Annotated in this window: 28 protein-coding genes; 15 read left to right on the top strand and 13 right to left on the bottom strand. The window is 67.1% G+C overall.

From position 1 onward, the window contains the following. The first annotated feature begins 82 nt into the window (after window positions 1-82). From AC5W7N_RS21415 to AC5W7N_RS21385, 7 genes are all read left to right on the top strand, one after another. Window positions 83-847 (top strand): cyclic nucleotide-degrading phosphodiesterase, encoded by a 765-nt coding sequence (locus AC5W7N_RS21415; protein WP_163817624.1) that lies wholly within the window; start codon window positions 83-85, stop codon window positions 845-847. Window positions 848-927: 80 nt separating this feature from the next. Then, window positions 928-1,698, top strand: coding sequence for a ribonuclease PH (gene rph / locus AC5W7N_RS21410; protein ID WP_104362029.1), 771 nt, complete (start codon window positions 928-930; stop codon window positions 1,696-1,698). Next, window positions 1,698-2,306 carry an RdgB/HAM1 family non-canonical purine NTP pyrophosphatase gene (gene rdgB / locus AC5W7N_RS21405; RefSeq protein ID WP_163817626.1) on the top strand — a complete coding sequence of 203 codons (609 nt, stop codon included), beginning with the start codon at window positions 1,698-1,700 and terminating at the stop codon, window positions 2,304-2,306. Before rph ends, rdgB begins: the two co-directional genes overlap by 1 nt. 314 nt (window positions 2,307-2,620) lie before the next feature. Continuing rightward, window positions 2,621-3,121: a transcriptional regulator gene (locus AC5W7N_RS21400; RefSeq protein WP_495922061.1), complete on the top strand. Its 501-nt coding sequence runs from the start codon at window positions 2,621-2,623 to the stop codon at window positions 3,119-3,121. 29 nt (window positions 3,122-3,150) lie between these two features. Next, a complete protein-coding gene (locus AC5W7N_RS21395; protein ID WP_495924163.1) occupies window positions 3,151-3,507 on the top strand; it encodes a DUF3817 domain-containing protein in 357 nt (118 codons plus the stop codon). Between the two features lie 70 nt (window positions 3,508-3,577). Then, on the top strand, window positions 3,578-4,006 hold the full coding sequence (locus tag AC5W7N_RS21390; RefSeq protein ID WP_195021486.1) for an SRPBCC domain-containing protein: 429 nt from the start codon (window positions 3,578-3,580) through the stop codon (window positions 4,004-4,006). Window positions 4,007-4,197: 191 nt separating this feature from the next. After that, a complete protein-coding gene (locus tag AC5W7N_RS21385; RefSeq protein ID WP_195021485.1) occupies window positions 4,198-5,139 on the top strand; it encodes a hypothetical protein in 942 nt (313 codons plus the stop codon). A gap of 43 nt (window positions 5,140-5,182) precedes the next feature. Here the strand turns inward: AC5W7N_RS21385 and AC5W7N_RS21380 are convergent, their stop codons facing one another. Further along, window positions 5,183-6,058 (bottom strand): oxidoreductase, encoded by an 876-nt coding sequence (locus AC5W7N_RS21380; protein ID WP_194989925.1) that lies wholly within the window; start codon window positions 6,056-6,058, stop codon window positions 5,183-5,185. A gap of 340 nt (window positions 6,059-6,398) precedes the next feature. Between AC5W7N_RS21380 and AC5W7N_RS21375 the strand changes: the two genes are divergently transcribed. From AC5W7N_RS21375 to AC5W7N_RS21365, 3 genes are read left to right on the top strand one after another with little or no spacing between them, the layout of a single operon-like run. After that, window positions 6,399-7,277, top strand: coding sequence for a helix-turn-helix domain-containing protein (locus AC5W7N_RS21375; protein ID WP_195021484.1), 879 nt, complete (start codon window positions 6,399-6,401; stop codon window positions 7,275-7,277). Continuing rightward, entirely contained in the window at window positions 7,267-7,473 is a 207-nt protein-coding gene (locus tag AC5W7N_RS21370; protein WP_195021483.1) for a DUF397 domain-containing protein, read from the top strand. Before AC5W7N_RS21375 ends, AC5W7N_RS21370 begins: the two co-directional genes overlap by 11 nt. 12 nt (window positions 7,474-7,485) lie before the next feature. Next, entirely contained in the window at window positions 7,486-7,692 is a 207-nt protein-coding gene (locus AC5W7N_RS21365) for a DUF397 domain-containing protein (RefSeq protein WP_195021482.1), read from the top strand. Window positions 7,693-7,840: 148 nt separating this feature from the next. Here AC5W7N_RS21365 and AC5W7N_RS21360 read toward each other — a convergent pair whose 3' ends face one another. Continuing rightward, the gene (locus AC5W7N_RS21360) at window positions 7,841-8,269 is read right to left on the bottom strand and encodes a hypothetical protein (protein ID WP_495922060.1); all 429 of its coding nucleotides are present in this window, start codon (window positions 8,267-8,269) and stop codon (window positions 7,841-7,843) included. A 146-nt stretch (window positions 8,270-8,415) separates the two neighbouring features. Continuing rightward, window positions 8,416-8,856: a hypothetical protein gene (locus AC5W7N_RS21355; RefSeq protein ID WP_375139440.1), complete on the bottom strand. Its 441-nt coding sequence runs from the start codon at window positions 8,854-8,856 to the stop codon at window positions 8,416-8,418. 234 nt (window positions 8,857-9,090) lie between these two features. On the opposite strand from AC5W7N_RS21355, the gene AC5W7N_RS21350 reads away from it, so the two are divergent. After that, complete coding sequence (locus AC5W7N_RS21350; protein ID WP_495922059.1) at window positions 9,091-9,777, top strand: DNA alkylation repair protein; 687 nt, start codon at window positions 9,091-9,093, stop codon at window positions 9,775-9,777. A gap of 291 nt (window positions 9,778-10,068) precedes the next feature. On the opposite strand, the gene AC5W7N_RS21345 is transcribed toward AC5W7N_RS21350, so the two are convergent. The 5 genes from AC5W7N_RS21345 to AC5W7N_RS21325 form a co-directional block, all read right to left on the bottom strand. Further along, complete coding sequence (locus AC5W7N_RS21345; RefSeq protein WP_194989930.1) at window positions 10,069-10,851, bottom strand: ESX secretion-associated protein EspG; 783 nt, start codon at window positions 10,849-10,851, stop codon at window positions 10,069-10,071. Further along, window positions 10,848-12,173 (bottom strand): hypothetical protein, encoded by a 1,326-nt coding sequence (locus AC5W7N_RS21340; RefSeq protein WP_495922058.1) that lies wholly within the window; start codon window positions 12,171-12,173, stop codon window positions 10,848-10,850. The genes AC5W7N_RS21345 and AC5W7N_RS21340 overlap by 4 nt, the downstream gene beginning before the upstream one ends. Before the next feature lie 2 nt (window positions 12,174-12,175). After that, window positions 12,176-12,577 carry a hypothetical protein gene (locus AC5W7N_RS21335; protein ID WP_194989932.1) on the bottom strand — a complete coding sequence of 134 codons (402 nt, stop codon included), beginning with the start codon at window positions 12,575-12,577 and terminating at the stop codon, window positions 12,176-12,178. A gap of 51 nt (window positions 12,578-12,628) precedes the next feature. Beyond that, the gene (locus AC5W7N_RS21330; protein WP_495922057.1) at window positions 12,629-13,210 is read right to left on the bottom strand and encodes a DUF3558 domain-containing protein; all 582 of its coding nucleotides are present in this window, start codon (window positions 13,208-13,210) and stop codon (window positions 12,629-12,631) included. Between the two features lie 649 nt (window positions 13,211-13,859). Next, window positions 13,860-14,483 carry a MerR family transcriptional regulator gene (locus AC5W7N_RS21325; RefSeq protein ID WP_495922056.1) on the bottom strand — a complete coding sequence of 208 codons (624 nt, stop codon included), beginning with the start codon at window positions 14,481-14,483 and terminating at the stop codon, window positions 13,860-13,862. A gap of 103 nt (window positions 14,484-14,586) precedes the next feature. On the opposite strand from AC5W7N_RS21325, the gene AC5W7N_RS21320 reads away from it, so the two are divergent. The 3 genes from AC5W7N_RS21320 (at window position 14,587) to AC5W7N_RS21310 (ending at window position 17,652) form a co-directional block, all read left to right on the top strand. Further along, window positions 14,587-15,018, top strand: coding sequence for a hypothetical protein (locus AC5W7N_RS21320; RefSeq protein WP_178128459.1), 432 nt, complete (start codon window positions 14,587-14,589; stop codon window positions 15,016-15,018). A gap of 179 nt (window positions 15,019-15,197) precedes the next feature. After that, a complete protein-coding gene (locus AC5W7N_RS21315; RefSeq protein WP_163817877.1) occupies window positions 15,198-16,370 on the top strand; it encodes an aminoglycoside phosphotransferase family protein in 1,173 nt (390 codons plus the stop codon). A 28-nt stretch (window positions 16,371-16,398) separates the two neighbouring features. Continuing rightward, window positions 16,399-17,652, top strand: a complete 1,254-nt coding sequence (locus tag AC5W7N_RS21310; protein ID WP_163817875.1) for a cytochrome P450 — start codon at window positions 16,399-16,401, stop codon at window positions 17,650-17,652. Here the strand turns inward: AC5W7N_RS21310 and AC5W7N_RS21305 are convergent. Together AC5W7N_RS21305 and AC5W7N_RS21300 are read right to left on the bottom strand one after the other, a co-directional pair. After that, window positions 17,649-17,876: a hypothetical protein gene (locus AC5W7N_RS21305; RefSeq protein ID WP_228816070.1), complete on the bottom strand. Its 228-nt coding sequence runs from the start codon at window positions 17,874-17,876 to the stop codon at window positions 17,649-17,651. The two genes, AC5W7N_RS21310 and AC5W7N_RS21305, sit on opposite strands and share 4 nt — an antisense overlap. A 147-nt stretch (window positions 17,877-18,023) precedes the next feature. Then, a complete protein-coding gene (locus tag AC5W7N_RS21300) occupies window positions 18,024-18,650 on the bottom strand; it encodes a LysE/ArgO family amino acid transporter (RefSeq protein ID WP_495922055.1) in 627 nt (208 codons plus the stop codon). A gap of 70 nt (window positions 18,651-18,720) precedes the next feature. Between AC5W7N_RS21300 and AC5W7N_RS21295 the strand changes: the two genes are divergently transcribed. After that, window positions 18,721-19,626, top strand: coding sequence for a LysR family transcriptional regulator ArgP (locus tag AC5W7N_RS21295; RefSeq protein ID WP_495924161.1), 906 nt, complete (start codon window positions 18,721-18,723; stop codon window positions 19,624-19,626). A 67-nt stretch (window positions 19,627-19,693) separates the two neighbouring features. Here the strand turns inward: AC5W7N_RS21295 and AC5W7N_RS21290 are convergent, their stop codons facing one another. The 3 genes from AC5W7N_RS21290 to AC5W7N_RS21280 form a co-directional block, all read right to left on the bottom strand. Next, window positions 19,694-20,554, bottom strand: a complete 861-nt coding sequence (locus AC5W7N_RS21290) for a haloalkane dehalogenase (protein WP_495922054.1) — start codon at window positions 20,552-20,554, stop codon at window positions 19,694-19,696. A gap of 102 nt (window positions 20,555-20,656) precedes the next feature. Then, window positions 20,657-21,616, bottom strand: coding sequence for a sigma-70 family RNA polymerase sigma factor (locus tag AC5W7N_RS21285; protein ID WP_495922053.1), 960 nt, complete (start codon window positions 21,614-21,616; stop codon window positions 20,657-20,659). Window positions 21,617-22,002: 386 nt separating this feature from the next. Further along, entirely contained in the window at window positions 22,003-22,293 is a 291-nt protein-coding gene (locus tag AC5W7N_RS21280; RefSeq protein ID WP_495922052.1) for a hypothetical protein, read from the bottom strand. Window positions 22,294-22,317: the final 24 nt, after the last annotated feature.

Below are 22,317 nucleotides of genomic sequence, written 5' to 3'. Positions count from 1 at the left end.
GAGTTTCCGGTCCCAGCGGCTGCGGCCCGGCTTTTTGGGGGATCGGCTCTTGAGCGAGAATTCGTCGTGGCAGCATGGTGGGATGCGCCTTACCGTCCTCGGGTGCTCGGGCAGTGTGTCCGGCCCGGACTCCCCAGCGTCGGGGTACCTGCTCACCGGCCCGGATATGCAGCCGGTCGTCATCGATTTCGGACCGGGAGTGCTCGGCGCGTTGCAGCGCTACGCCAACCCGGGGGACGTATCGATCTTCCTCACCCACTTGCACGCCGACCACTGCCTAGACCTTCCGGGTCTGCTGGTCTGGCGGCGCTATCACCCGACGCCGCCGGTCGGCAGGGCGATCGTGCGCGGCCCGTCGGATACCTCGCTGCGCATCGGCAACGCCTCGGCCGAGGTCGGCGGCGAATGCGACGACTGGTCCGACGTGATCGACATGCGTCCGTGGAACGAGGGTGAGGCGGTCGAGTTCGGCCCCGGCCACACCGTCACCGCGCGCCGGATGTTCCACCCGCCGGAGTCCTACGGCCTCCGTATCGTCACCGCCGCCGGGCGCACCTTCGTCTACACCGGCGACACCGCCATGTGTGATCAGGTGCAGGAGCTCGCGCAGGGCGCCGATGTTCTGATGGCGGAAGCCTCCTGGACCCACGATCCCGCCAATCGCCCTCCTGGCATTCATCTTTCGGGCACCGAGGCGGGCCGGATCGCGGCCGAGGCGGGCGTCAAGGAGCTGCTGCTCACCCACATCCCGCCGTGGACCTCGCGCGAAGACGTCATCGCCGAAGCCAAGGCGGAGTTCACCGGACCCGTGCACGCGGTGGCGCCGGGGGAGACTTTCGACCTCTGACCCATCTGCGTGACCACTGAGTGGGACGCGCTCGAGCCCCCGCCGTCCCCTGGTCGCCCTGTCCCACTACGCTGACCCTCGTGTCGAGACGAGCCGATGGACGGGCGGACGATGAGCTCCGCGAGGTACGGATCACCCGTGGATTCACTACGCATCCAGCCGGTTCGGTGCTGGTGGAGTTCGGTCAGACGCGGGTGATGTGCACCGCGAGCGTCACCGAGGGCGTGCCGGCGTGGCGGCGCGATACCGGGCTCGGCTGGCTCACCGCCGAATACGCCATGCTGCCCGCGGCGACCCACACCCGCAGCGGCCGGGAATCGGTGAAGGGCAAGATCGGCGGCCGCACCCAGGAGATCAGCCGCCTGATCGGGCGTTCGCTGCGCGCCTGCATCGACCTGGCCGCCATCGGCGAGAACACCATCGCCATCGACTGCGATGTGCTGCAAGCCGACGGCGGTACCCGCACCGCCGCGATCACCGGCGCGTATGTGGCCCTCGCCGACGCGGTCACCTATCTGGCGGCCGCGGGCAAGCTGGCCGACCCGCAGCCGATCTCCTGCGCCATCGCCGCGGTGAGCGTCGGCGTGGTGGACGGCCGGGTGCGCCTTGACCTGCCCTACGAGGAGGATTCGCGCGCCGAGGTGGACATGAACGTCGTCGCCACCGATACCGGCACCCTCGTCGAGGTGCAGGGCACCGGTGAGGGCGCCACCTTCCCGCGCTCCACCCTGGACAAACTGCTCGATTCCGCGCTCGCCGGCTGCGAGCAGCTGTTCGCCGTCCAGAAAGAAGCGCTGGCGCTGCCGTACCCGGGTGTGCTGCCCGAGCCGGCCGAACCGAAGAAGAAGTGATGGCTCGCCGGGTACTCGTCGCCAGCCGCAATGCCAAGAAACTGAACGAGCTGCGCCGCATCCTCGACGACGCCGGGGTGGCGGGGCTCGAGATCGTCGGCCTCGATGACGTCCCCGCCTACGACGAAGCGCCCGAAACCGGCGCGACGTTCGAGGAGAACGCCCTCGCCAAGGCCCGCGACGGCGCCGCGGCCACCGGCCTGCCCTGCGTCGCCGACGATTCCGGCCTCGAAGTCGACGCCCTCAACGGCATGCCCGGCGTGCTGTCGGCGCGCTGGTCGGGCCGTCACGGCGACGACGCCGCCAACAACGCGTTGCTGCTCGCCCAGCTCGGCGACGTCCCCGATGAGCGCCGCGGCGCCCGCTTCGTCTCCACCTGCGCACTCGTGGTGCCCGGCGGCGAGGAGATCGTGGTGCGCGGCGAATGGCCCGGCTCGATCGGCCGCGAGCCGGCGGGCGACGGCGGCTTCGGCTACGACCCGCTGTTCATCCCCGACGGCGGGACGACCACCGCCGCCCAGCTGACGCCCGCCGAGAAGGACGCCGTCTCGCATCGCGGTCGCGCGTTGCAGCAGCTGCTGCCCGCCCTCACCGCGCTGGCCGGCTGAACGTTCGCGCGGTACCGGCTCGGTTCGGTGCGTCGGTCGTTCCGCGCGGTCCGGTTGTTGCTCGCGCTGCTGGTTGTTGTTCGGGCTGCTGGTCGTCGCCGCGCGCGGTCGGCCGCTGCTGCCTGCCTCACCGCCGTGGCCGGCTGAACGTTCGCGCGGTACCGGCTCGGTTCGGTGCGTCGGTCGCTGCTCGCCCTCCCGGCCGTTGCTGCCCGCGGTGACCGTCGTGGTCGCCCGAGCTCTGCGCTGTGGCCGCGCGTGAGAGCGCCCACCTGCTCCTACGGTCGCTGTAGTAGACGGGTACCGTGGTAAGCGTGTCCGCTCCTTCCGACCGTTCGGCGCAGCATCGCCCCCGGCATAATCGGCCCGCGCTGATCGCGCTGGTGGTCGTGGCCGCGGTGGCGTGCCTGGCGCTGGGGTGGTGGCAGTGGGAGCGGTTCGAGTCGTCCAGCGGCACCGGCCAGAACCTCGGGTATGCGCTGCAGTGGCCGCTGTTCGCGGCGTTCGCGGTATTCGCGTACTTCCGGTTCGTCCGCTTGGAGAGCGAAGCCGAAGAGGAGCAGACCGCGGCCGCGGAAGCCGCGCCGAAACCGGCGAAGGTGAAGAAGGCCGCGCCGCGTGAGATCCCGGCCGGCATCCTGCCCGAGCGGCCGAAGGCCAGGGCCGATCAGCCGAAGGCCGGGCCCGAGCGGGGCAGCGATTCCGCGCTGGCCGAATACAACAAGTACCTGGCGCAATTGCACGCCGACGAGATCGGTGAACGGGTCCGCGCCGCGGGCCTCGACACCAGCGACACCGAGAGGAGCGCCGGTTGAGCGCCAGCGACAACTCCACCGACACCACGCTGACCGACGACGCCACCCCCGCCACCCCTGCCAAGGCCCCCGCGAACACCGGCAAGATCAAGAGCGCCCTGTTGCGCTACCGCGTGCTGGCCTGGACCACCGGTCTGTGGCTGCTGCTGCTCACCGCCGAGATGATCGCCCAGTACGGGTTCGACGTCGACACCCCGCGCTGGATCGCCGTCGTGCATGGCTGGGTGTACTTCATCTACCTGATCTTCACCGCCGACCTCGCGGTCAAGGTGCGCTGGCCCGCCGGCCGCACCGTCGGCACCCTGCTCGCCGGCACCATCCCGCTGCTGTCGTTCTTCGTCGAGCACCGCAACGCCCAGCAGGTCAAGCGCGATTTCGGCGTCTGACGCCTTTCTGCAAGATTCATCCCCGCTCGCGGCCTACGGTCGAAGTATCGAGCGAGAGGAGTTGAGGGCGATGACCGGCTTCACCGCCACCGTCGAGATCGACATCGATGCCTCGCCGCAGCAGGTGTGGGCGACGTTGACCGACCCGGAGCAGATCCGCGATTTCATGTTCGGCGCCGAGGTGCGCACCGACTGGCAGGTCGGCAGCCCGATCGTCTGGCAGGGCGAATACCAGAACCGCGCCTATACCGACAAGGGCGAGATCCTGGCCGCCGAACCCGGCCGCTTACTGAAGCTGACCCACTACAGCCCACTATCCGGCCAGCCGGACACCCCGGCGAACTACCACACCCTCACCTACGAACTGACCGGCGACGACACCACCCACCTGACTCTCACCCAGGACAACAACGCCGACGAGCAGGAAGCCGACCACTCCCGCAGCATGTGGGAGTCGCACATCAAACGCATCAAGCAGGCACTAGAACACACCAGTTAGCCCCCCGGGCAGCCAGCACATAGCTTGTCGACCGAATTGGGCCCCATACGTTATGTGACAGGGAGACTGCTTGTGTGATCACTCCGCGGCCACCGGGGTGGGCGCGGGGCGGTTATTCACAGGCGGGGGGTTGTCCACAGTGGTGGGGGAGGTGGTTGTTGTGGGGGATCGGGGGCGCCAGGATCGTAGCGGTGGGGACGTTGGAACCGATCTCTCGACGGGATGCCTTGGCGCAGGGGGTTGCCGACCGTGAGCTCTACGGACGTGCCTGGCAGCGGGTCTGTCGGGGTCAGTACGTGCCGGCCGGGCAGGCCACGGCTATGAGCGAGGTGGCGCGTCATCTGGTGCTGACGAGGGCGGTGACGCGCGAGCTGAGCGACGAGGCAGTGGTCAGCCATATCTCGGCGGCGGTCGTTCACGGCTTGCCGATCTGGTGCCTACCGCTGAACCGGGTCCACGTCACCCGCAACCGGCGGACCGGCGCCCGGACCGGCCCCAAGGTGAGGGTGCATACGGCCGCTCTCGACGCCGACGAAGTCGTAGAGGTCGAAGGACTGCGGGTGACGTCCGTCGAGCGGACGGTCGTCGACCTGGCACGGAAGCTCCCTCTCGCCCGTGCCGTCGTCCTGGGCGACGCCGCGCTTCGCGACCGTACTACCGCCGACCGCCTGGCCGTCCAGTTGGAGCGGGCGAAGGGCAGTCGCGGCTGCCCGGCCGCCCGCCGCGCGGTCGCGCAGTTCGACGGCCGGGCCGAGAGCCCGGGTGAGTCGCTGAGCCGACTCGTCATGCGGGAGGCACGACTGCCACCGCCGCAGCTGCAAGCGACCATCCTCGACGGCTGGGGAGAGTTCGTCGGTCGGGTCGATTTCCTGTTCCCGGAACGGGGCGTCATCGGTGAGTTCGACGGCCTGGTCAAGTACCGAGGCGGGTCGCCTGAGACGACGGTGATCAAGGAGAAGGTACGCGAGGACGCGCTGCGCGCTCTCGGCTGGCTGGTCGTGCGCTGGACCTGGTCCGAACTCGACCACCCCACCCGATGGCTGGCCGCCCTCAACCGCCCCAACCCCGTGCCCCGCTCCGGCTCCTGGGCGGCGGCGTCCAGCTGTCACACACCGTATCGGCCCGTCACATAACCTGTGAGGGCCGTGAGCGCGGACAGCCTGTGTGCCAGCGCTTTCAGAACTTGTAGTGGATGCCGGTTAGGCGTTCGGATTCTTCCCAGAGGCGGCGTTGGAGGTCGCGGTTTTTGGAGAGTTTGGTGGAGGGGGAGGGTTCGACCGGGCCCTGGGATTGGAAGAGGCGGGTGGGGCCCCAGTAGGTGTTGGGGTCGGCGTCGGGGTCGGTGGCGGCGAACAGGGTGGAGTGGGCCGCCTTGGCGGGCGCGTGGCCGATGAGCCGGATGAAGGGCTTGCTGATGCGGTCGAGCGGGGTCTCGGTACGGGCGAACAGGTCGGTGGCCGACACGCCGGGATGCACTGCGTAGGAGCGCTTGGTCGAGCCGGCCGCCTCCAGGCGGTGCTGGAGTTCGCGGGCGAACATCAGATTGGCCAGCTTGGACTGCGCGTAGGCGAGATTGCGCTGGTAGCGGCGGTTCTCGTAGTTCAGATCGTCGATCCAGAGCTTGGGGGTCTGCTTGTGCGCGATGCTGGCCAGCGACACCACCCGATCCCGGATGCGGTCGAGCACCAGGCCGGTGAGGGCGAAGTGACCCAGGTGGTTGACGCCGAACTGGGTTTCGAAACCGTCCTTGGTGCGCGAGAACGGCACGTTCATCAGGCCCGCGTTATTGACGAGCACATCGAATTCGCCGCAGTTGTCGGCGAATTCGCGCACCGACGACAGATCGGCCAGATCGAGCGGCGCGACCTTCACATCGCCGTCGATGCGGTCGGCGATCTCTTGTGCCTTCGCCGTATTACGGCAGGCCATGACCACCGTCGCGCCCTTGCTGGCCAGCACCTTCGTGGTCTCGACACCGAGGCCCCCATTGGCTCCGGTGACGACGAAAGTGCGCCCGGTCTGATCGGATATCTGCTCAGGTTTCCACGCCATGCACCGACCTTACTCCTGGGTAAGTTCCCTGTGAAGTGTGTCTCGGACGCTGATATCTCCCAGTGTGCCTCCTCGCCGGTATGGAGCATCGGAGGCCGGGGCGATATGGATCGCCACCCAGCGCGGCCGCCATGGCCGGTGCCGGATGCGCCGCCACGGCAGGGGCGTGGTGACGGCGGGCCCGGACTCCGATGCCGGAAGCGAGAAAACCAGTCCGCGATGGTGTTCCACCTGCGGTGATAGGCAGATCGCACCGATCTGCACGTTTTCCCTGTGCCGCGTCCAGGATTGGGCCACAATGGGTCCTCGGCAGGGGTGCCATTCGCAGGAGGGGATCACTATGCCCACATCGGGCAACACGGTGCCGCGACGTCAACTGGGCAGGCACCTGCGCGAAATGCGCCAGGCGGCAGGCCTGAGCATCGCCGAAGCCGCACGGCAGATCGGGCGCGGAGCCGGGACGGTGCAGCGGTTGGAGACCGGGCATCCCGGGAGAATCCACATCCCGGACATCGTGGGGTTGTGCGAGCTGTATGACGAGGTGGAGCAGCAGGAGGCGCTGCTGGGACTCGCCAAGGAGGCTGAAGGAGAGTCGAAGAACGGAGGATGGTGGCATGAGTACGGAGAGCTGATCCCGGAGGACTTTGAACTGTATGTGGGGTTGGAGGCCGCCGCGACGGCGTTGACCATCTTCCGTCCGGACATGATCAGCGGCCTATTCCAAACTGCTGGGTACGCAAGGGCTCTCGATGTGGCGTACTTCCCTGACGGCGGAGCAGACGAGCTGGATCGACGCATGAAAGTGCGGATGGGTCGACAGCGGATCATCACCAGGAAGCGCAACCCAGTGAGAGTGTCGCTGATCCTGGACGAGGCAGTGCTGAATCGAGTTGTGGGTGGGCGCAAGACGATGGCCAGTCAACTCCGGCACCTTGCGGACCTGCCACCAAACGTCGCTGTGCGGATACTTCCGTTTGCGGTTGGCGTACCGACAGGTATGGCGACTGGACCGTTTACCGTTCTCGACTTCAATCCGTCATCACGCGAACCGGCAACCGTGTACGTGGAGTCCTACACGGGCAACCTCTACTACGACCGGCCAGATTCGGTCGAGCGCTATCGAAAGGCGTTCAGGGCCATGCAAGATGTAGCGGTAGACACCGTTGGCAGCAAGCACCTGCTGCGGGCGAAAGCAAAGGAGTTCGAACGTGAGCGTTGACCTAAGTGATGCACGCTGGTTCAAATCGAGCCGCAGCGCAGGTGGGAACGACTGCGTCGAAGTCGCTCACCTCCGTCGTGGCCAGGTAGGTGTCCGCGATTCCAAGAATCCCACCGGTCCGGCCCTGGTCTTCACGCCTGCTGAGTGGGATGCTTTCCTGTCGCGTGCACGCCGCGGGCATTTCGAACGCGACTGACAGAGTGCGAGCGTGAAAGATGAACTAGGCGCGGCCAACTGGTTCAAATCCACGAAGAGCGCTGGGGGCCAAGACTGTGTCGAGGTTGCACACCTCGAACGTGGCAGGGTCGGGGTCCGCGATTCCAAGAATCCCACCGGTCCGGCCCTGGTATTCACGCCGTCTGAGTGGGATACCTTTCTGAACCGCACCCGGTCCGGGGGCCTCGACCATAGCTGAGCCGCCTACCGTGGTCGGCGGCAGCCCCCATCGAAACGGCCCGTCTCCCAGCCTGTTACGGCTGAGCGACGGGCCGTCTCATTGACGGATTTTGGTGCGCCCCCCGTCCTGATGGCGGGGGTGTCCGTCGTGATCCCGGCCTACGGGATCAGCCGCAGTGGCTCGGGCCGGGGGAGCGCCAGCCGGCCTGCCCTGTTGCGTCGGGCCGGCTCGCGAAACCGCCCCACCCGATGCATGTGCCGGGAGCATCCACCTTCACGGGACCGGCGTAGTACGCGAACCAGCCAGAATCCTTCTGCACCAAGTCGGGCTTCCCCCAGATCCCGAGTTCGACCCCGACGGGGGTTTTGGTGCCGATGTAGGCGGTTTTCCAGGTGACGGCGCAGTTGGTTCGGCCGTTGTAGAGCAGGTAGATGGTGGCCAGACTGCCCAGGTCGTGGGTGTCGATGACGCGGTAGCCGCTACCGCAGACCGAAGCCGGAGTCGCGGCGTTTGCAGGCGCGGCCATGCTCAGCGATCCGGTGAGGATCGCTGCGATGGCCAAGCCCAGCCGGGCTCCGTTCTTGATCACACGCATTGCTCATATTCTTTCTGAAGAAGATCAACCGCCGAACATGGGCGGGCGATCGTTTGCCGATGGATCTTCCGGCGGTCCCAGGAGTAGTTCGCGCTCGTCGTCGACGAACGCGCTTTCTATGCGTTCGAGGGACCGGGAGTGCGGAATCAACCGCAGTGGCTCGGCGACGGCGAGTCCCAATGGATTCCGCCTCCTGATGTGATGTCGCCGGGCCGGAGTGCGCTACCGCCCCACGCGATGCATTTGCCGGGGGCATCCACCTTCACCGGGCCGGCGTAATACGCGTAGTGGTCGTAGTCCTGCCGGTGGCTGCTGGGCTGTCCCCAGATCGCGACCATGGCCCTCGTGGGGGTCTTGGTTCCGACATAGGCGTTCTTCCAGGTGACGACGCAATTGGTCCGGCCGTTGTAGAGCAGGTAGATGGTGGCGAGACTGCCCAGGTCGTGGGTGTCGATGACTCGGTAGCTTCCGCCTCCGCATACGGAGGCCGGCGTCGCGGCGTTCGCGGGAGCGGCCAGGCTGAGCGATCCAGTGAGAATTGCCGCTACGGCAAGGCCCAACCTGGCTCCATAGTGGAACACGCGCATCTTTGTAGTTTTCCTTCCGAGAAACAATCCAGCGACCACGTAGCGGCGGTAATGGAATGCCGATACATGATCCGTCAAGATCCTGCACCGCGCCCGGGCGCAAAGATTCCCCACAGTGGGAAATCGCTGGATATCCGAGGCGTGGGCGGCTGCCGGGTTTGCCGTCGATCACCGGCGATCGGGCGCCTGCCGTCGTAGCCTGAAGCTCTCAGATGCCGGACAGGAGGTTTCGCCGTGGCCGAGACGATGTCGACCGAGACGACGGTGTCGCAGGTGCTGGCCGAGCTGGCCGCGCTGGACGACCCGAAGATGCGGGCGGTGAACGAGAAGCACGGTGACGGCCACGGCGTCAACCTCACCAAGCTGCGCGCGATTGCCAAACGGCTGAAGACCCAGCACGATCTCGCCCGCGAACTCTGGAACACCGGCGACACCGCGGCGCGACTGCTGTCTCTGCTGATCTGCCGCCCGAAGGCCTTCGTCCGCGACGAGCTCGACGCCATGATGCGCCAGGCCACCGCACCCAAGGTCCAGGACTGGCTGATCAACTACGTGGTGAAGAAGAACCCGCACGCCGAAGAGCTGCGCCGCACCTGGTTCGCCGACCCCGACCCGCTGGTCGCGAGCGCGGGCTGGGCGCTCACCGCCGACCGCGTGGTAAAGAACCCCGAGGGCCTCGACCTCACCGAACTGCTCGACCTCATCGAAGCGCACATGAAAGCGGCCCCCGACCGCCTCCAATGGTCGATGAACACCTGTCTCGCCCACATCGGCATCACCAACCCCGACCACCGCCCCCGAGCACTCGCCATCGGCGAACGCCTCGAGGTTCTGAAGGACTACCCGACCTCCCCCGGCTGCACCTCGCCCTACGCACCCATCTGGATCAACGAAATGGTCCGCCGCCAGCAGGACAAGTAACCGTGCGATTCACGGGATGACCCGCCCCGAACCGCCGGAGGTCATTCGAGCCCCACCGCTCGCACCCAGCGCAGTGCGCGGACGCCTCCGTGCCGACGCCCGCGAACGGAGTCGGCGGACGTCGGCGATGAGCTTGGGCGCGGGTGGCACCGTCGAGTTCGTCCTGTGCGGCGCCGCGATAATCGCAGGCGTCCCACAACGTTGCGGTGCCGCCTGTCCTTGCGCGGGGAAGGGGACATGGGCCGGACGATTGCGGCAGGTCGCCGGCCTCATGCCCCCTCGTCGAGGGACTCACCACGCAGGGGCGGTGGCGCGGCGGGTGGTGTCGATGGTGTGCTGGAGGGCGCGGACGATCTCGTCGGGTGGGGCGGGGGCGAGGGTGAATTCGTCGTGTGGGTGGTGTTGCAGGAGGTAGCGGCCGTCGTTGGGCTGGTAGTCCATCCAGGTGAAGCCGCGGACGTCCGGGGTGGGGCGTCCATCGATCGCGCCGCCGGCGTAGACGCCGATCTCGCCGAGGCCCGAGCGCGGGCGGCGCACGATGCGGTTGATCTTCTCGGTGAGCGACAGACGGGTCGGGTGCTTGGCGTACTCGACGCGACTCACATCCGAGCCACGCGCCCGCAGCCCTTCGTACTTACCGCCCGCGCACTTGGGTAGATGCGCAACAACCTGGCCGGCGAGGGCAGGCGCGGGCAGCATCGACAGGATCACATCGCGGCCGTAAGCCTGTGTAGCGCCGGGCAATTGGACCGCCATCGCGGCCGCCTGGCCGACGATGCCGGCGTGGATGCGCACGACCTGCCGGAAATCCTGGCCGAAGAAGCCGTGCACCTCCACCCGCACCTCCGGTTCGAGCAGCGTGGAAATCGCCCGGTGCAAGCGCTGATCGGCGATGGCGGCGAGCCGCTGCCCGGCCTCCTTGCGCATCCGCTGATAGTCGTCATAGGGGACCGGTTCGTCCGGGACGCGGCGCTCCGGCTCCCATTTGATCGGATACGGCAATCGGTCACGGCCGAACGCGTTCACCGCCAGGGTGAACATCAAACCGTCCATCCGCCAACGTGATTCGCTCATCCGCCGATCACTCCACCCGGTGGCAACGCAGGCGGTTGACTGCCGAGCAATTCATCGCCGTGGTCGTAGATCAAATAGTCGGGTGTCTTGTGTTCGTCGTCGTCCTCGCCCTTGCCGCCGCCGCGTCCGGCAGGCATGCCCATGCCCGGCATCCCCATCCGGCCATTGCGCCCCGAGCCCGCACCCGCGCCGGTCGACGCCGCCGCCTTACCCTGCGTATTCGCCCCGCCACCGGGCACACTGCGCCCCATCCCGGGTGTCGACGGCACACCGCCGCCACCAGGACCGCCGCCCGACCCCATCCCACCGGTGCCGACGCCGCCGGGCAGCCCGGACGTACCGCGCGGAAGATCCGAGTTCGGGAGCTGGGTGCTCGCCGGAGTGGTGGACGCAGGCGTGGTGGAGGCGGGAGTGGTCGACTGCGGAGTCGTATCGTCCGTGGTGTCGTCGGACGAGTTCGACTCTTCGCCGTTGCCGTTGTTCTCGCCACCCCCGTTCTCGATCTCCTCGCCCGGGTTCTTCCCGCCCCCACCCGGCGGCCAGCCGGAGGTGCCGGGCGGGTTGACCGGAGGTTTCCAGCCTTCGTCCTTGTCATCGACGGGGTTCTTGGGCTGGGGGAGGACCGGTGTATGGCCGTCGACGTCCTCGGCGCCCGGCCGGTAGTACGTGGTCATCACGAACCGGGCGTTTTCTTGCGCCTCGGTCGCCCGGTACTCGGGGCCTTTGATGACGCTCTGGAACGGAATCGCGTTGATGATCTTGTCGCCGACCGTGGTGTTGTCGGGTTTGCCGACGGAGTTCTTCGCCTGCGCGAGGTGGCCTTCCATCAGGTCCAGGCCGTGGGCAACCATTTGGAAACACGCGGCGATCTGTGTGAAAGATGTTGCGAAAGCGCGGGTTCCTTCGATGGCGGCCGTGCCGGACTGGCCGTTCCAGTAGGCGGTGATGTCCTCCTCGACGCCTTTGGAGAATATTTCGACTGCATCGCGTGCCTTCTTGGTAAGGCTGCGCCAACCATCCGCTTTGGAGTTGATAACACCGGGGTCGACATCCTTGACGGCGTTATAAATCTCCTCGTGGCTCATGGTTTCGAATGGGTCGAGCACCTTGATCGCGCGTTCGTCGAACTGGTCGCTGCCGTACTCGCCGAGCAGCCCTGACCATTCGTTGTTGACTATTGCGCGATCAGCGTCCCACTTGGCCTTTTCATCATTCATGCGCTGTTGGTCATCGCGCTTGTTTTGATCGGCTTCGCCGAGGCCGAGGGCTTGACCTGCGGCGTGTCCGAGTTGGTCTACCCACTGGGGGAAGTCGAGTCCCATCGCTATGCTCCCGTCGTACCGAGCACACCAGCGGTGGACTGATCTGTTTCCTCGATTCGGCGGATCGCGAGGGCATAGGTCTCGCTCATCAATGTGACGATGTTGATGCTCTCTTTGATTCGATTCTGAGCGGAATCGTCTGCGGTAACGGCCTTGGCTGCGAATTTTCCTTGGAGGGCCTGAGCGGAGGGCAGGCTGCCGAAACCTGAGACATACTGGAGTTCTGTGGTTGCGTTCAGCATGTCGTCCAGTGCCGTAAGCATGGTATCTGCGCGGCTTTTCAGCGCACTGCCTATCTGTGGGTCCATACGAAGCTCGCCGTTCTCGGCCTGCGTTTTCAGCGTCTTCCAGTGGTCGAGCATCCCGGTCAGTTCGCCGCTGGTCCCATCTGGTGATTCCGTCATCGTTCCCTCCCGAGGTTTACGTGTATTATCGATCCATCGCACGTGCTGGGTTCATTTGGGCAGGTAGGGATCGAGTTCGATGGCGTGTTCGACAGCTAGGTCACATGGCGGCGATTGTGGGATCGACGTCCGCTTGCTGTAGGACCAGCCCACGGACACATAGACCATCCCTTTGGCCCATGGGAGGTTCACCCAGCAATGGAGTTTGTCTTCGTCTGATTTCTGTTGGTTGATCAGACCCGTGCGGGTACCGACTTCGACCTCTCGAAACCCCGTGAGATCTGGGTTGTTGCGGACATCGTCCAGCGAATACGTCGAAGATCCGACATTTATCTTGTACGGCCCTTCGGTTGAGTCCCAGCTACAGATTCGGAACGCCGCCGGTCCACTCGAAGCGTCGGTCACTGTCGACTTCGATGCCGGGTTTGCGCGAGTCGCTTCCACCGCCTCATCAGCCAAGTCGGTGCACGGATTCCACTGCACCGTCTGTTCCCGCGTCGTCTCACTCTGCCCCTGCGCCGCCGGCTCCCCATCCACCGACGTCGAGCACCCGGCGACCAGCCCGACGGCGGCGATTGCGCCGAGCATCGCGCGGACCGCGACCCCTCTGTGTGCACTACTCGCGGTACCCATACCCCTCCTGCTTTCGGTGCGAAAAGACCGACACTGAATAGGACGCACCTTACCGCGATCCGGTTCCACTCGATCTATCGTCCAGGATCGGTCCGGCAACCATCCGCGCTCGCTCACGGGCCGATCTCGCCACGGCGGGCGCTGAGCGTGCTCGCGATGGCTCGCGTTCGGGCACTCGCCGATCCGTCCTCGGCCTTGCAGTCCTTGCCACTACCGCGGCCGCGATCGGACTCCTGCCCGCGACTGCCGCCCCCGCCGATGCCGCCACCGGCACCTTCATCTGGAGGGTGAACGGTCAAACCACCGAGCTGAAAGATCCGAAGGACGGCAGCTGTCATCGCATGCCAGGCGGCGCCTCGACGCAGGTCGTCGAATTCACCAACAAAACCAATAGGAGAGCCAGCGTCTTCCAAGGCACGACATCCTGTGACAGCCGGGGCCCGGGCACCGTTCACCGAGTCGACCCGGGCGGTACGGGCTACTTCACGGCCCGCAGCGATATGTCCGTGCGCATCTGGACCAGCTGAGCGCACCCTTCCTCGAATTGCACCGAGGTGAGCCCGCCCGTCGAGCAGCTGTTCGACGGGCGGGCTTCTTCGCGGCAGCGGTTCACTGCGATACGCGTGGCCCGAGTGTGGGAAGGCCGGAACTACGCGTCCGGACCGAAGTCGGCGAGGCGCTGGGCGGTGAGTTCGACGTGGGTGATGCGGCGCAGGGCGGCGAGGATGGGTTCGTAGAGGACGGTGCCGAGTACGGAGTATTCGATGGCGGCGGCGGGGGAGTCCAGCGGCATGCGGTCGATTTCGTAGGCGGCGATGGCGGTGATGTGGGGGGCGTAGGCGCGCAGGCGGTCCTCGGTCATGGGCAGGCCTGCGGCTTCGGCGTCGGCGAGGGCTTGTTCGAGTTGGGCGGCGGCGGGGAGGTCGGCGGGTAGCGGACGGCCGAGGATGGCGAATGCGGCTCGGGCGCGCGGCAATTCGGTGTCGGTACCGGATTCGGGTGATGGCGGGAGTGCGGAGGTGGCGGCGCCGAGGGCGGTGAGCAGGGATTCCTCCGGGGCATCGATCAGGCCGACGATCGTCTTGATCTTCGCCAGCGCTAAGCCGTGCCCGGACAGTGCCTTCACCAACGCGATCCGTTTGACGTGCGGTTCTCCGTACTCGGCACGGGTGGCGCTGGTGGCGCGGCCCGGCATGAGCACACCCTCGCGCAGGTAGTACTTGATCGTCGGCACCGGCACTCCGGTGCGGGCCGCAAGCTCCGACATCAGCATCGCGTCTGTCCTCCTCCGAGTCACCCTTGACATTGGATAGTGTAGCTATCCATTATTGGGTAGCTACACTATCCAATCGGATCTACGACGCCAGGAAGCAGTCATGGATACCTCGCTGATCTCGCCGTTCATGAGCATCGTGCTCGGGGCGACCATCCTCTCGGTGGTCACCATCGCCTTCGGCGGCACGTTCCTACTGCGCGTCTTCACCGGCGCCCACCCCACCAACGATCTGCAGAAATCCTTCTTCCGCGCCGGCCACGCGCATGCCGGGGTGCTGGTCGTGCTCGGCCTGCTGCTCGCCGTCCTCGGCAACGCGACGGGTGCGAGCCGCAGCTGGGCCGATGGCGGCGCGATCGCCGTGCTGGTCGCCGCGATCCTGATGCCGCTCGGCTTCTTCCTCTCGGTGCTCGGCCGCGAACCGCAGCGGCCGAACCGGATGATCGTCAGCGTCTGGCTGGGTGCGACGCTGCTGATGGCCGGGCTGCTGGTGTCGGGAATCGCGACGCTCGTCGCCGGGATCGACCGGTTCTGAGGGGTCCGGCGCGGCCTGCTCGGCCGGCGATCGGCGACCGGTAACAAAACAGGCCGGTCAGTCTTAATACGTTGTCAGTCCATATTTTTCGTTCGTCTCGCGTACTGTCGTCTGGGCCAGTGCATTCGAAGCAGGCCGCTCGTACCAGTTCGTCATGATTCGGAAATCGAGGCAAGCGAATGAACCACAAGCTATGGCTGCTCGGGCGATCGGTCGCGGTGGGCGGACATATCTTGGGGGAGAAGGTGGTCCGGCCGAAGGCGCGAACCATCGACGACGTTCCGGTATCCGGGGAAACGATCACACCGGCCTGGCTGACGGCGGTGCTGTGCCGTGATGTCCCCGGCGCCGAAGTCATCTCCTGTGCGACCTCCAACGGCAGCCGGGGCACCTCGACCCGAGTCGCGATCGCGGTCGAATACAACGAAGCGGGCGAGCAGGCCGGGCTGCCGACGGCACTGTTCGCCAAGACGACCACGGCTTTCAGCCAGCGCATTCTGCTCGGCGGCGGCAAGATGATCACCGGCGAGACCCGCTTCTTCCGCGACTTCCGGCCCGAGGTCGAGATGGAGGCGCCGGTCGGATACTGGGGCGCCGCCGACGAATCGTCGTGGCGTTCCATCGCGCTGATGGAAGACATCGCCACCACCCGCGGTGCCGTGTTCGTGGAACCGACCACCTCGGTGAGCAAGACCCAGATGGAAGATCTGGTGCGTAATCTCGCGCGCCTGCACGGCACGTTCTGGGAGCATCCGTCGATCGCGGTCCTCAACAACCCGAGCTATATGCTCCAGGCCTATCTCGCCGCGATCGATATGAAGAAGCGCTGCGCGATCGGGCTGGAACGGGCCGGGGAAGTGATCCCCGAATCCCTGCGCGGCCAGAGCGAACGGCTGTGGGCGGGCGTCGAGCGGGCGATCGAGCTGGCCACCGACGAGCTTCCCCCGACGCTGCTGCACGGTGATCCGCATATCGGGCAGACCTACGTCACCGGCGACGGGCGAATGGGATTCGTGGACTGGCAGGTCGTGATGCGCGGCGGCTGGGCACACGATTTCGCCTACACCGTGAACTCGGGCTGCGAGCCCGAGGACCGGCGGACATGGGATCGCGATCTGCTGGCGGCCTATCTGGATGAACTCGCCCGGGTCCGTGGATCGGCGCCCTCGTTCGACGAGGCGTGGCTCGCCTATCGGCAGCAGTCCATGTTCGCTTACGCGGCATGGGCTTTCACCATCGGCCGCGCCGCCTACCAGCCCAAGATGCAGTCCGTCGAAACCTGCTTGACCCTGCTCGAACGCATCACCACCGCATTGGACGATCACGACTCATTGGATGCCCTCGGCGTCTGACCGAATCCGAACAGTCTGGAGTTCCCGCGTGACTACCTCCACCCCTTGGGCGCAGGTCACCTCGTGCCCGGTGGCCCACGGATCGCCGACGCTCACCCTCGGCCCCCGCGTGCCGCTGCACTCGGCCGAGTTCGCCGCCGACCCGCATCGGCACTACCGCGAAATGCGCGGCCGCTACGGATCTTTGGCGCCGGTCGAACTGGCGCCCGAGGTTCCCGCCACCTTGGTGATCGGATACAGCACCGCGGTGCGCATCCTCAACGATCCCGAGCATTTTCCCGCCGATCCGCGGGCGTGGCAGAAGAACGTCCCGGCCGACTGCCCGATTCTTCCGCTGCTGGAATGGCGGCCGATGGCAAGCCGCAGTTCGGGGGCCGATTTCGTGCGCTATCGCCAGGCCATCACCGCCGGCATCGACAATGTCGATCTGTATGCGCTCAACGGCGTCGTGGAGAACATCGCTGTTCCGCTGATCAACACGTTCTGCGCCGACGGGCAGGCGGATCTGATCCGCCAATATGTGTTCCCGCTGGTCTTCGAAGTGGTGAACTTCCTGCTCGGCTGCCCAGCCGAGATCGGCCAGCAGGTCGCGGCGGGCACGGCGGCGTTGCTCGAAGGAGTCGACGCCGAGAAGGGCAATCAGCTGCTCGGTGAGGCGCTGATGAAGTTGGTGACCTACAAACGCGCCGAGCCCGGCAACGACATCACCTCCGCGCTGCTGCAACACGAATCCGCGCTCGACGACGTGGAGGTGTCGCACCACGTCTCGCAGGTCTACGGCACCGGAATCGAATTCCAGCTCAACCTGATCGCCAACACCCTGCTGCTGGTGCTCAGTGATGAACGTTTCGGCGGCAGCGTGCTCGGCGGCAACCTGTCCTCGCGCGACGCCTTGGACGAAGTGCTGTTCAACGACCCGCCGCTGGCGAACCTGCTGATCACCTACCCGCGTCAGCCGATCCTGATCGACGACGTCTGGCTACCCGCCCACCAGCCCGTCGTGATCAGCATGGCCGCCTGCAACAACGACCCCGCCGTGCGCAACGGCGAACTCCTCGGCAACCGCGCCCACCTGGCCTGGGGCGTCGGCCCGCACGCCTGCCCCGCTCAGTCCCTGGCGTACCTGATCGCCCAGGACGCCATCGACCAACTCCTCGACGCCCTCCCCGACCTGCGCCTCGACCTCCCCGACGACACCCCCACCTGGCGCCCCGGACCGTTCCACCGAGCCCTGGCGGAACTCCCGGTCACCTTCCCGCCCGCCGCTCCGCTCACGATCTAGTGGTCGGCGGCGAGGAATTCCAGTCGGTTGCCCACGCCGTCGATCGTGTGGAACCTGCGGCGGCCGGGGATCTCGGCGGGGTCGGGCCAGTTCACGGGGTGGCCCGCGGCGGTCACTGCGGCTGCGGTGGCGTCGATGTCGACGATGAAGGCGGGGTGCGCCTTCGTAGCGGGCCGGAAGTCCTGTTCGACGCCGACGTGCAGCTCACCGTCCGGGCCCGTCACTCCGGGTACTCGGAACCAGCATCCGCCGCGGGCCGCGAGTAGCGGTGGCTTGGGTAGTAGGTCGGCGGGAGATGTTCTTGGGCAGTGGAACTCGGTGGTAGTGGCTGGGCGCAGCTGGCGTTGGGTCCTCGCGGTTGCCCTTGCATGTCACAGTGCGCGCACGACCAGGGCAGCGCCCATGGTGAGCATGGTGATGGCGACGAGGGTGTCGAGGAAACGCCAGGCGGTGGGGCGGGACAGGATGGGGGCGAGGAGGCGGGCGCCGTAGCCGAGGGTGATGAACCAGGTGAAGCTGGCGAGCATGGCGCCGAGGCCGAAAATCCAGCGCAGCGAACCGCGTTGGGTGGCGACGGTGCCGAGCAGCAGCACGGTGTCGATGTAGGCGTGCGGGTTGAGCCAGGTCATGGCCAGGCAGGTGAGCACCACGTTGCGTAGGGTGCCCGCGGCGCCGGACGCGCTGATCAGGGCCTGGCCGGCGGGCGGTCGCAGCGCGCGGCGGGCGGCCATGGCGCCGTAGCAGATCAGGAAGGCTCCGCCCGCCAGGCCGGCGATGGTCAGCGCGGCGGGCCAGGCGGTGATCACCGAGCCGAACCCGGCCACACCGAGGGCGATGAGCAGCGCATCGGAGATCGCGGCGATCGCCACGACAACCGGAACCGCGTGCCCGCGCGCACCCTGGCGCAGGACGAAGGCGTTCTGCGCGCCGATGGCCACGATCAGAGACAACCCCGCACCGAATCCGGCGAGCGCCGCCGGGAAGATTCCGCTGTTCACGTCACCCGACGCTAGGGAGATCCACGGAATCAGTACAGCTAAAGTTTCTTAACTATCATTAGCTGCTGTGATGACAGAGTTGCCGTTCGATCAGGTGCGCACGCTGCTGGCGGTGGTCGACGAGGGGACCTTCGACGCCGCCGCGGCCGCACTGCACGTCACGCCGTCGGCGGTGAGTCAGCGCATCAAGGCGCTCGAACAACGCACCGGCCGGGTGCTGCTCACCCGCACCAAGCCCGCGCAACCGACCGAATCCGGGCAGGTGATCGTCAAATTCGCGCGCCAGATCGCCGCGCTGCAACGAGACACGCAGCGCGAGCTGGGCATCGGTGACGAATCCGATCCGGCGCGACTGTCCATCGCGGTGAACGGTGACTCACTGGCCACCTGGTTCCTGCCCGCCCTGACCCGCGTCCCACAGGACCCGCCGATCTGCTTCGAGCTGCACCGCGAGGACGAATCGCATTCCGCGACCCTGCTGCGTGAGGGGCAGGTGATGGCGGCGGTGACGTCGTCGGCCGAGCCGGGGACCGGCTGTACCTCGCGGCTGCTCGGCCTGGCCAGGTATCTGCCGGTCGCGAACCCGGATTTCGTCGCCCGGCATTTCGGTTCGGGAACGCTGCGGCGTCGCCTGCCCGAGGCGCCCGTCATCGTCTACGACCGGCGCGACGAACTGCAGGACCGCTATGTCCGCACCATCACCGCCGGTCAGGCAGCGGCCGGCGACCTGCGCCACTACATACCCACCTCGCAGGGCTTCTGCGAAGCCATCGTCGCGGGCCTCGGCTGGGGCCTGGTCCCCGAACAGCAAGCCGTGCCGCTGCTGCGATCGGGTGCGCTGGTCGCGCTCGGCCGCCGCAAGTGGGTGGATGTGCCGCTGTACTGGCAGCAGTGGAAGCTCGACGTGCCCGCGCTCGCGCTCGTCGCGGAAACCGTTGCCCGAGCGGCCGCGCAGGCTCTGCACCAGCGCCGCTGAGCTAGCCGGGCCGGCGGGCACCGCTTCGGTCGCAAGGGTGGCCGAGCGTTCTCGCCAGCGCCCGTGATTACGGAAACCGCTCGGCGATAGCCGTGGCGATCGCGTCCGGTTCGTGTTCCTGAATGAAATGCCGTGCGTTCGGCAGCTCGACGACCTCGAGGTCGGTGAACATGGCCCGCATCCGCGGGATGCACGCCTTCGGGCGGAACACCACATCCTTCATTCCCCACACCAGCAGGGCCGGCTTATCGCCCAGCGTGGCGGGCACGTCGCGTTCGAGTTCGGCCAGCAGCGGGCGGGCCCGGCGGATCTCCCTCGGCGTCTCGGCGAGGGCCTGCCTGGCTCGAGCGGTGGGTTGCACCAGGCGGTAGTGGTCGGCCTCAGTGGCGCTGAGTGTGCGTCCCAGTTCGCCGAGCAGAACCCGTTCGATCAGGAAATTCCGTTCGAGGATTCGCTTGCGCATCGGTCGGCTGCTCATGATCGTGCTGAACGCCCGATTGGCCGGTGCGTCGATGGGCCAGAGCGCCGTATTGCCCAGCACGATCCCGCGCACGCGATCCGCGCGGGTGGTGACCGCGCCGAGCCCGATCGGCCCGCCCCAGTCCTGCCCCATCACAACGAGATCGTCGAGCCGCAGATGATCGATCAACTCGCCGAGAACGGCGGTGTGCTCGGCGATGGTGTAGCCGAAACCCTCGGGGCGCTCGGACAATCCGAAGCCCAGGTAATCAAGGGCGATACACCGGTACCGGTCGCGCAGGGCCTGCACCATGTGCCGGTAGAGGAAACTCCACGCCGGTGCGCCGTGACAGAACAGGATCGTCGGCCCTGCCCCCTCGTCGATGTAGTGCACCCGTCCGGCGGATGAGTCGAACCACCTGGATTCGAATGGGTACACATCCCTGTCGGGAACGAAATCGATGAACATGGTGCCCTCCCTCCGACGCCAGATTACTGGCAGCAACCGCCTCGTGCCCCCTGGGAAGCCGGAGCGGCCCCGGGCGGCGCGAATGAGAAGTGCGGTGGAGCGCTATCCCAGCATCCCCGCCAGCACCTTCGCCCGGCCCGGCGTGCGTAGCTTCGTCAAGCCCTTGGCTTCGATCTGGCGCACGCGTTCACGCGAAACACCCAGCGCGGCACCGATTTCAGCGAGTGAGCGGGGTGCGTCGTGATCGAGGCCGTAACGGAGGGTGAGTACTTCGGCCTCGCGGTCGGACAGGGCGGCGAGCATGGCGCGCAGTTGGGTGCCGATGGTGGCGGCGGTGGCGAGTTCGTCGGGGCCGGGGGCCGTGTCGGGGATCAGACTGCCGTATTCGGTGGCGTCTTCGCCGATCGGCGTGTGCAGCGAGATCGGGTCACGCGCCAGCTGAAGCAGTTGCGTCACCTGGGTTTCCGTCATCGCCAGGTCGGCGGCGATCTCGGCGGCGGTGGCGTCGCGGCCGAGCCGCTGGGACAGGGTGTGCTGGGTGCGGATCACCCGATTGAGCACGTCCACCACGTGCACCGGGATGCGGATGGTGCGGCCCTGATCGGCCAGCGCGCGGCCGATGGCCTGGCGGATCCACCAGGTGGCGTAGGTGGACAGTTTCGATCCGCGCCGGTGATCGAACTTCTCGATCGCCCGGATCAGGCCGAAGGTGCCCTCCTGCACCAGATCCAGTAGCGACATGCCGGTGTTGGTCGGGTAGCGCTTGGCGATGGAGACGACCAGGCGCAGGTTCGCCTGGATCATGTGTTCCTTCGCGCGCGCTCCGTCGGCGACCGTGCGGCGCAGGGCCCGCAGTTCGGCGGGCGGGAGCTCGCCGGATCGGTCGAGCCGCTGTTGGGCGCGGACGCCGGCCTCGATTCGCTCGGCCAGCGCGACTTCCTCCGCCGCGCTCAGCAGTGGTGTGCGGCCGATGGCGCGCAGGTAATCGCGGATCGGGTCATCGCTGACGGAGCCGAGGGTGGGCGAGGCGGTACGGCGGGAGGGGAGGCATCGGGTGGTCAAAGGATTCCTCTCGGAAGTCGGGGAGTGCGGGGCGAATCCGCGGTGGTGGCCTGCGGTCAGCGACGAGGCGGCGTTGTGCGGAATCTCCTGCGGCGCTGTTCGGTGAATCGCATCTCATCCGGGATTTCGGTGGGGCTACCGGCGCAGTGCAGCGGGTGGGCCGTCGGTGGCCCCGCTGGTTGGCCCGCCGCGACGATTCGGCGTGCGGACGGCAGCCATGGATGGCGCCTGCATCGCGTGATGGGATGCAGGCGCCCCCGGTGTCAGCGCCGGAATTCGCAGTGGGCGGGGCATCGTCGGCACCGCTGGCCCGCCTCGAAGACTCGGCGTGCGCGCGCAGGCCTGGATGACACCTCCGCTACGGAGGTACCCAGGCGCCGCCGATTTCAGCGCCCCGGAATGCGCAGCGGCCGGTGTGGCGCGGAGCGGAACTGCTGGCTGCGGGGGAGGCTGCGCTCGTCGCGAGCCTTCCGGCGCCGCCCGACGACCGGGAAACCGGCTTCGGTGCGCCGGGTGCGCGGGGCGGCCGCGGGGGCCGGTGGCTGGGTGCCTGCGCTGAGCATCTGCTCGATCGCGGCATCGAACGCGGACTGCGGGGTGGACTTCTCGGCCAAGGTGACTGCTCCGTTTCGGTGGGTGCTGGCGGGGCGGGTGGTGCTGTCGGGGCCGTGAGTCATGCGCGTTCTCCTTCGACTGTTCCG

This window comes from Nocardia sp. CDC519, assembly GCF_059509835.1.
This window is presented reverse-complemented; position numbering and strand designations above follow the sequence as displayed.

Bases quoted from the DNA above. Each gene is read 5' to 3' on its own strand.
- AC5W7N_RS21415 (WP_163817624.1), top strand. From the start codon at position 83: ATGCGCCTTACCGTCCTCGGGTGCTCGGGCAGTGTGTCCGGCCCGGAC.
- rdgB (WP_163817626.1), top strand. From the start codon at position 1,698: ATGGCTCGCCGGGTACTCGTCGCCAGCCGCAATGCCAAGAAACTGAAC.
- AC5W7N_RS21390 (WP_195021486.1), top strand. From the start codon at position 3,578: ATGACCGGCTTCACCGCCACCGTCGAGATCGACATCGATGCCTCGCCG.
- AC5W7N_RS21380 (WP_194989925.1), bottom strand. From the start codon at position 6,058: ATGGCGTGGAAACCTGAGCAGATATCCGATCAGACCGGGCGCACTTTC.
- AC5W7N_RS21375 (WP_195021484.1), top strand. From the start codon at position 6,399: ATGCCCACATCGGGCAACACGGTGCCGCGACGTCAACTGGGCAGGCAC.
- AC5W7N_RS21360 (WP_495922060.1), bottom strand. From the start codon at position 8,269: ATGCGTGTGATCAAGAACGGAGCCCGGCTGGGCTTGGCCATCGCAGCG.
- AC5W7N_RS21355 (WP_375139440.1), bottom strand. From the start codon at position 8,856: ATGCGCGTGTTCCACTATGGAGCCAGGTTGGGCCTTGCCGTAGCGGCA.
- AC5W7N_RS21345 (WP_194989930.1), bottom strand. From the start codon at position 10,851: ATGAGCGAATCACGTTGGCGGATGGACGGTTTGATGTTCACCCTGGCG.
- AC5W7N_RS21340 (WP_495922058.1), bottom strand. From the start codon at position 12,173: ATGGGACTCGACTTCCCCCAGTGGGTAGACCAACTCGGACACGCCGCA.
- AC5W7N_RS21335 (WP_194989932.1), bottom strand. From the start codon at position 12,577: ATGACGGAATCACCAGATGGGACCAGCGGCGAACTGACCGGGATGCTC.
- AC5W7N_RS21330 (WP_495922057.1), bottom strand. From the start codon at position 13,210: ATGGGTACCGCGAGTAGTGCACACAGAGGGGTCGCGGTCCGCGCGATG.
- AC5W7N_RS21325 (WP_495922056.1), bottom strand. From the start codon at position 14,483: ATGCTGATGTCGGAGCTTGCGGCCCGCACCGGAGTGCCGGTGCCGACG.
- AC5W7N_RS21320 (WP_178128459.1), top strand. From the start codon at position 14,587: ATGGATACCTCGCTGATCTCGCCGTTCATGAGCATCGTGCTCGGGGCG.
- AC5W7N_RS21315 (WP_163817877.1), top strand. From the start codon at position 15,198: ATGAACCACAAGCTATGGCTGCTCGGGCGATCGGTCGCGGTGGGCGGA.
- AC5W7N_RS21295 (WP_495924161.1), top strand. From the start codon at position 18,721: ATGACAGAGTTGCCGTTCGATCAGGTGCGCACGCTGCTGGCGGTGGTC.
- AC5W7N_RS21290 (WP_495922054.1), bottom strand. From the start codon at position 20,554: ATGTTCATCGATTTCGTTCCCGACAGGGATGTGTACCCATTCGAATCC.
- AC5W7N_RS21280 (WP_495922052.1), bottom strand. From the start codon at position 22,293: ATGACTCACGGCCCCGACAGCACCACCCGCCCCGCCAGCACCCACCGA.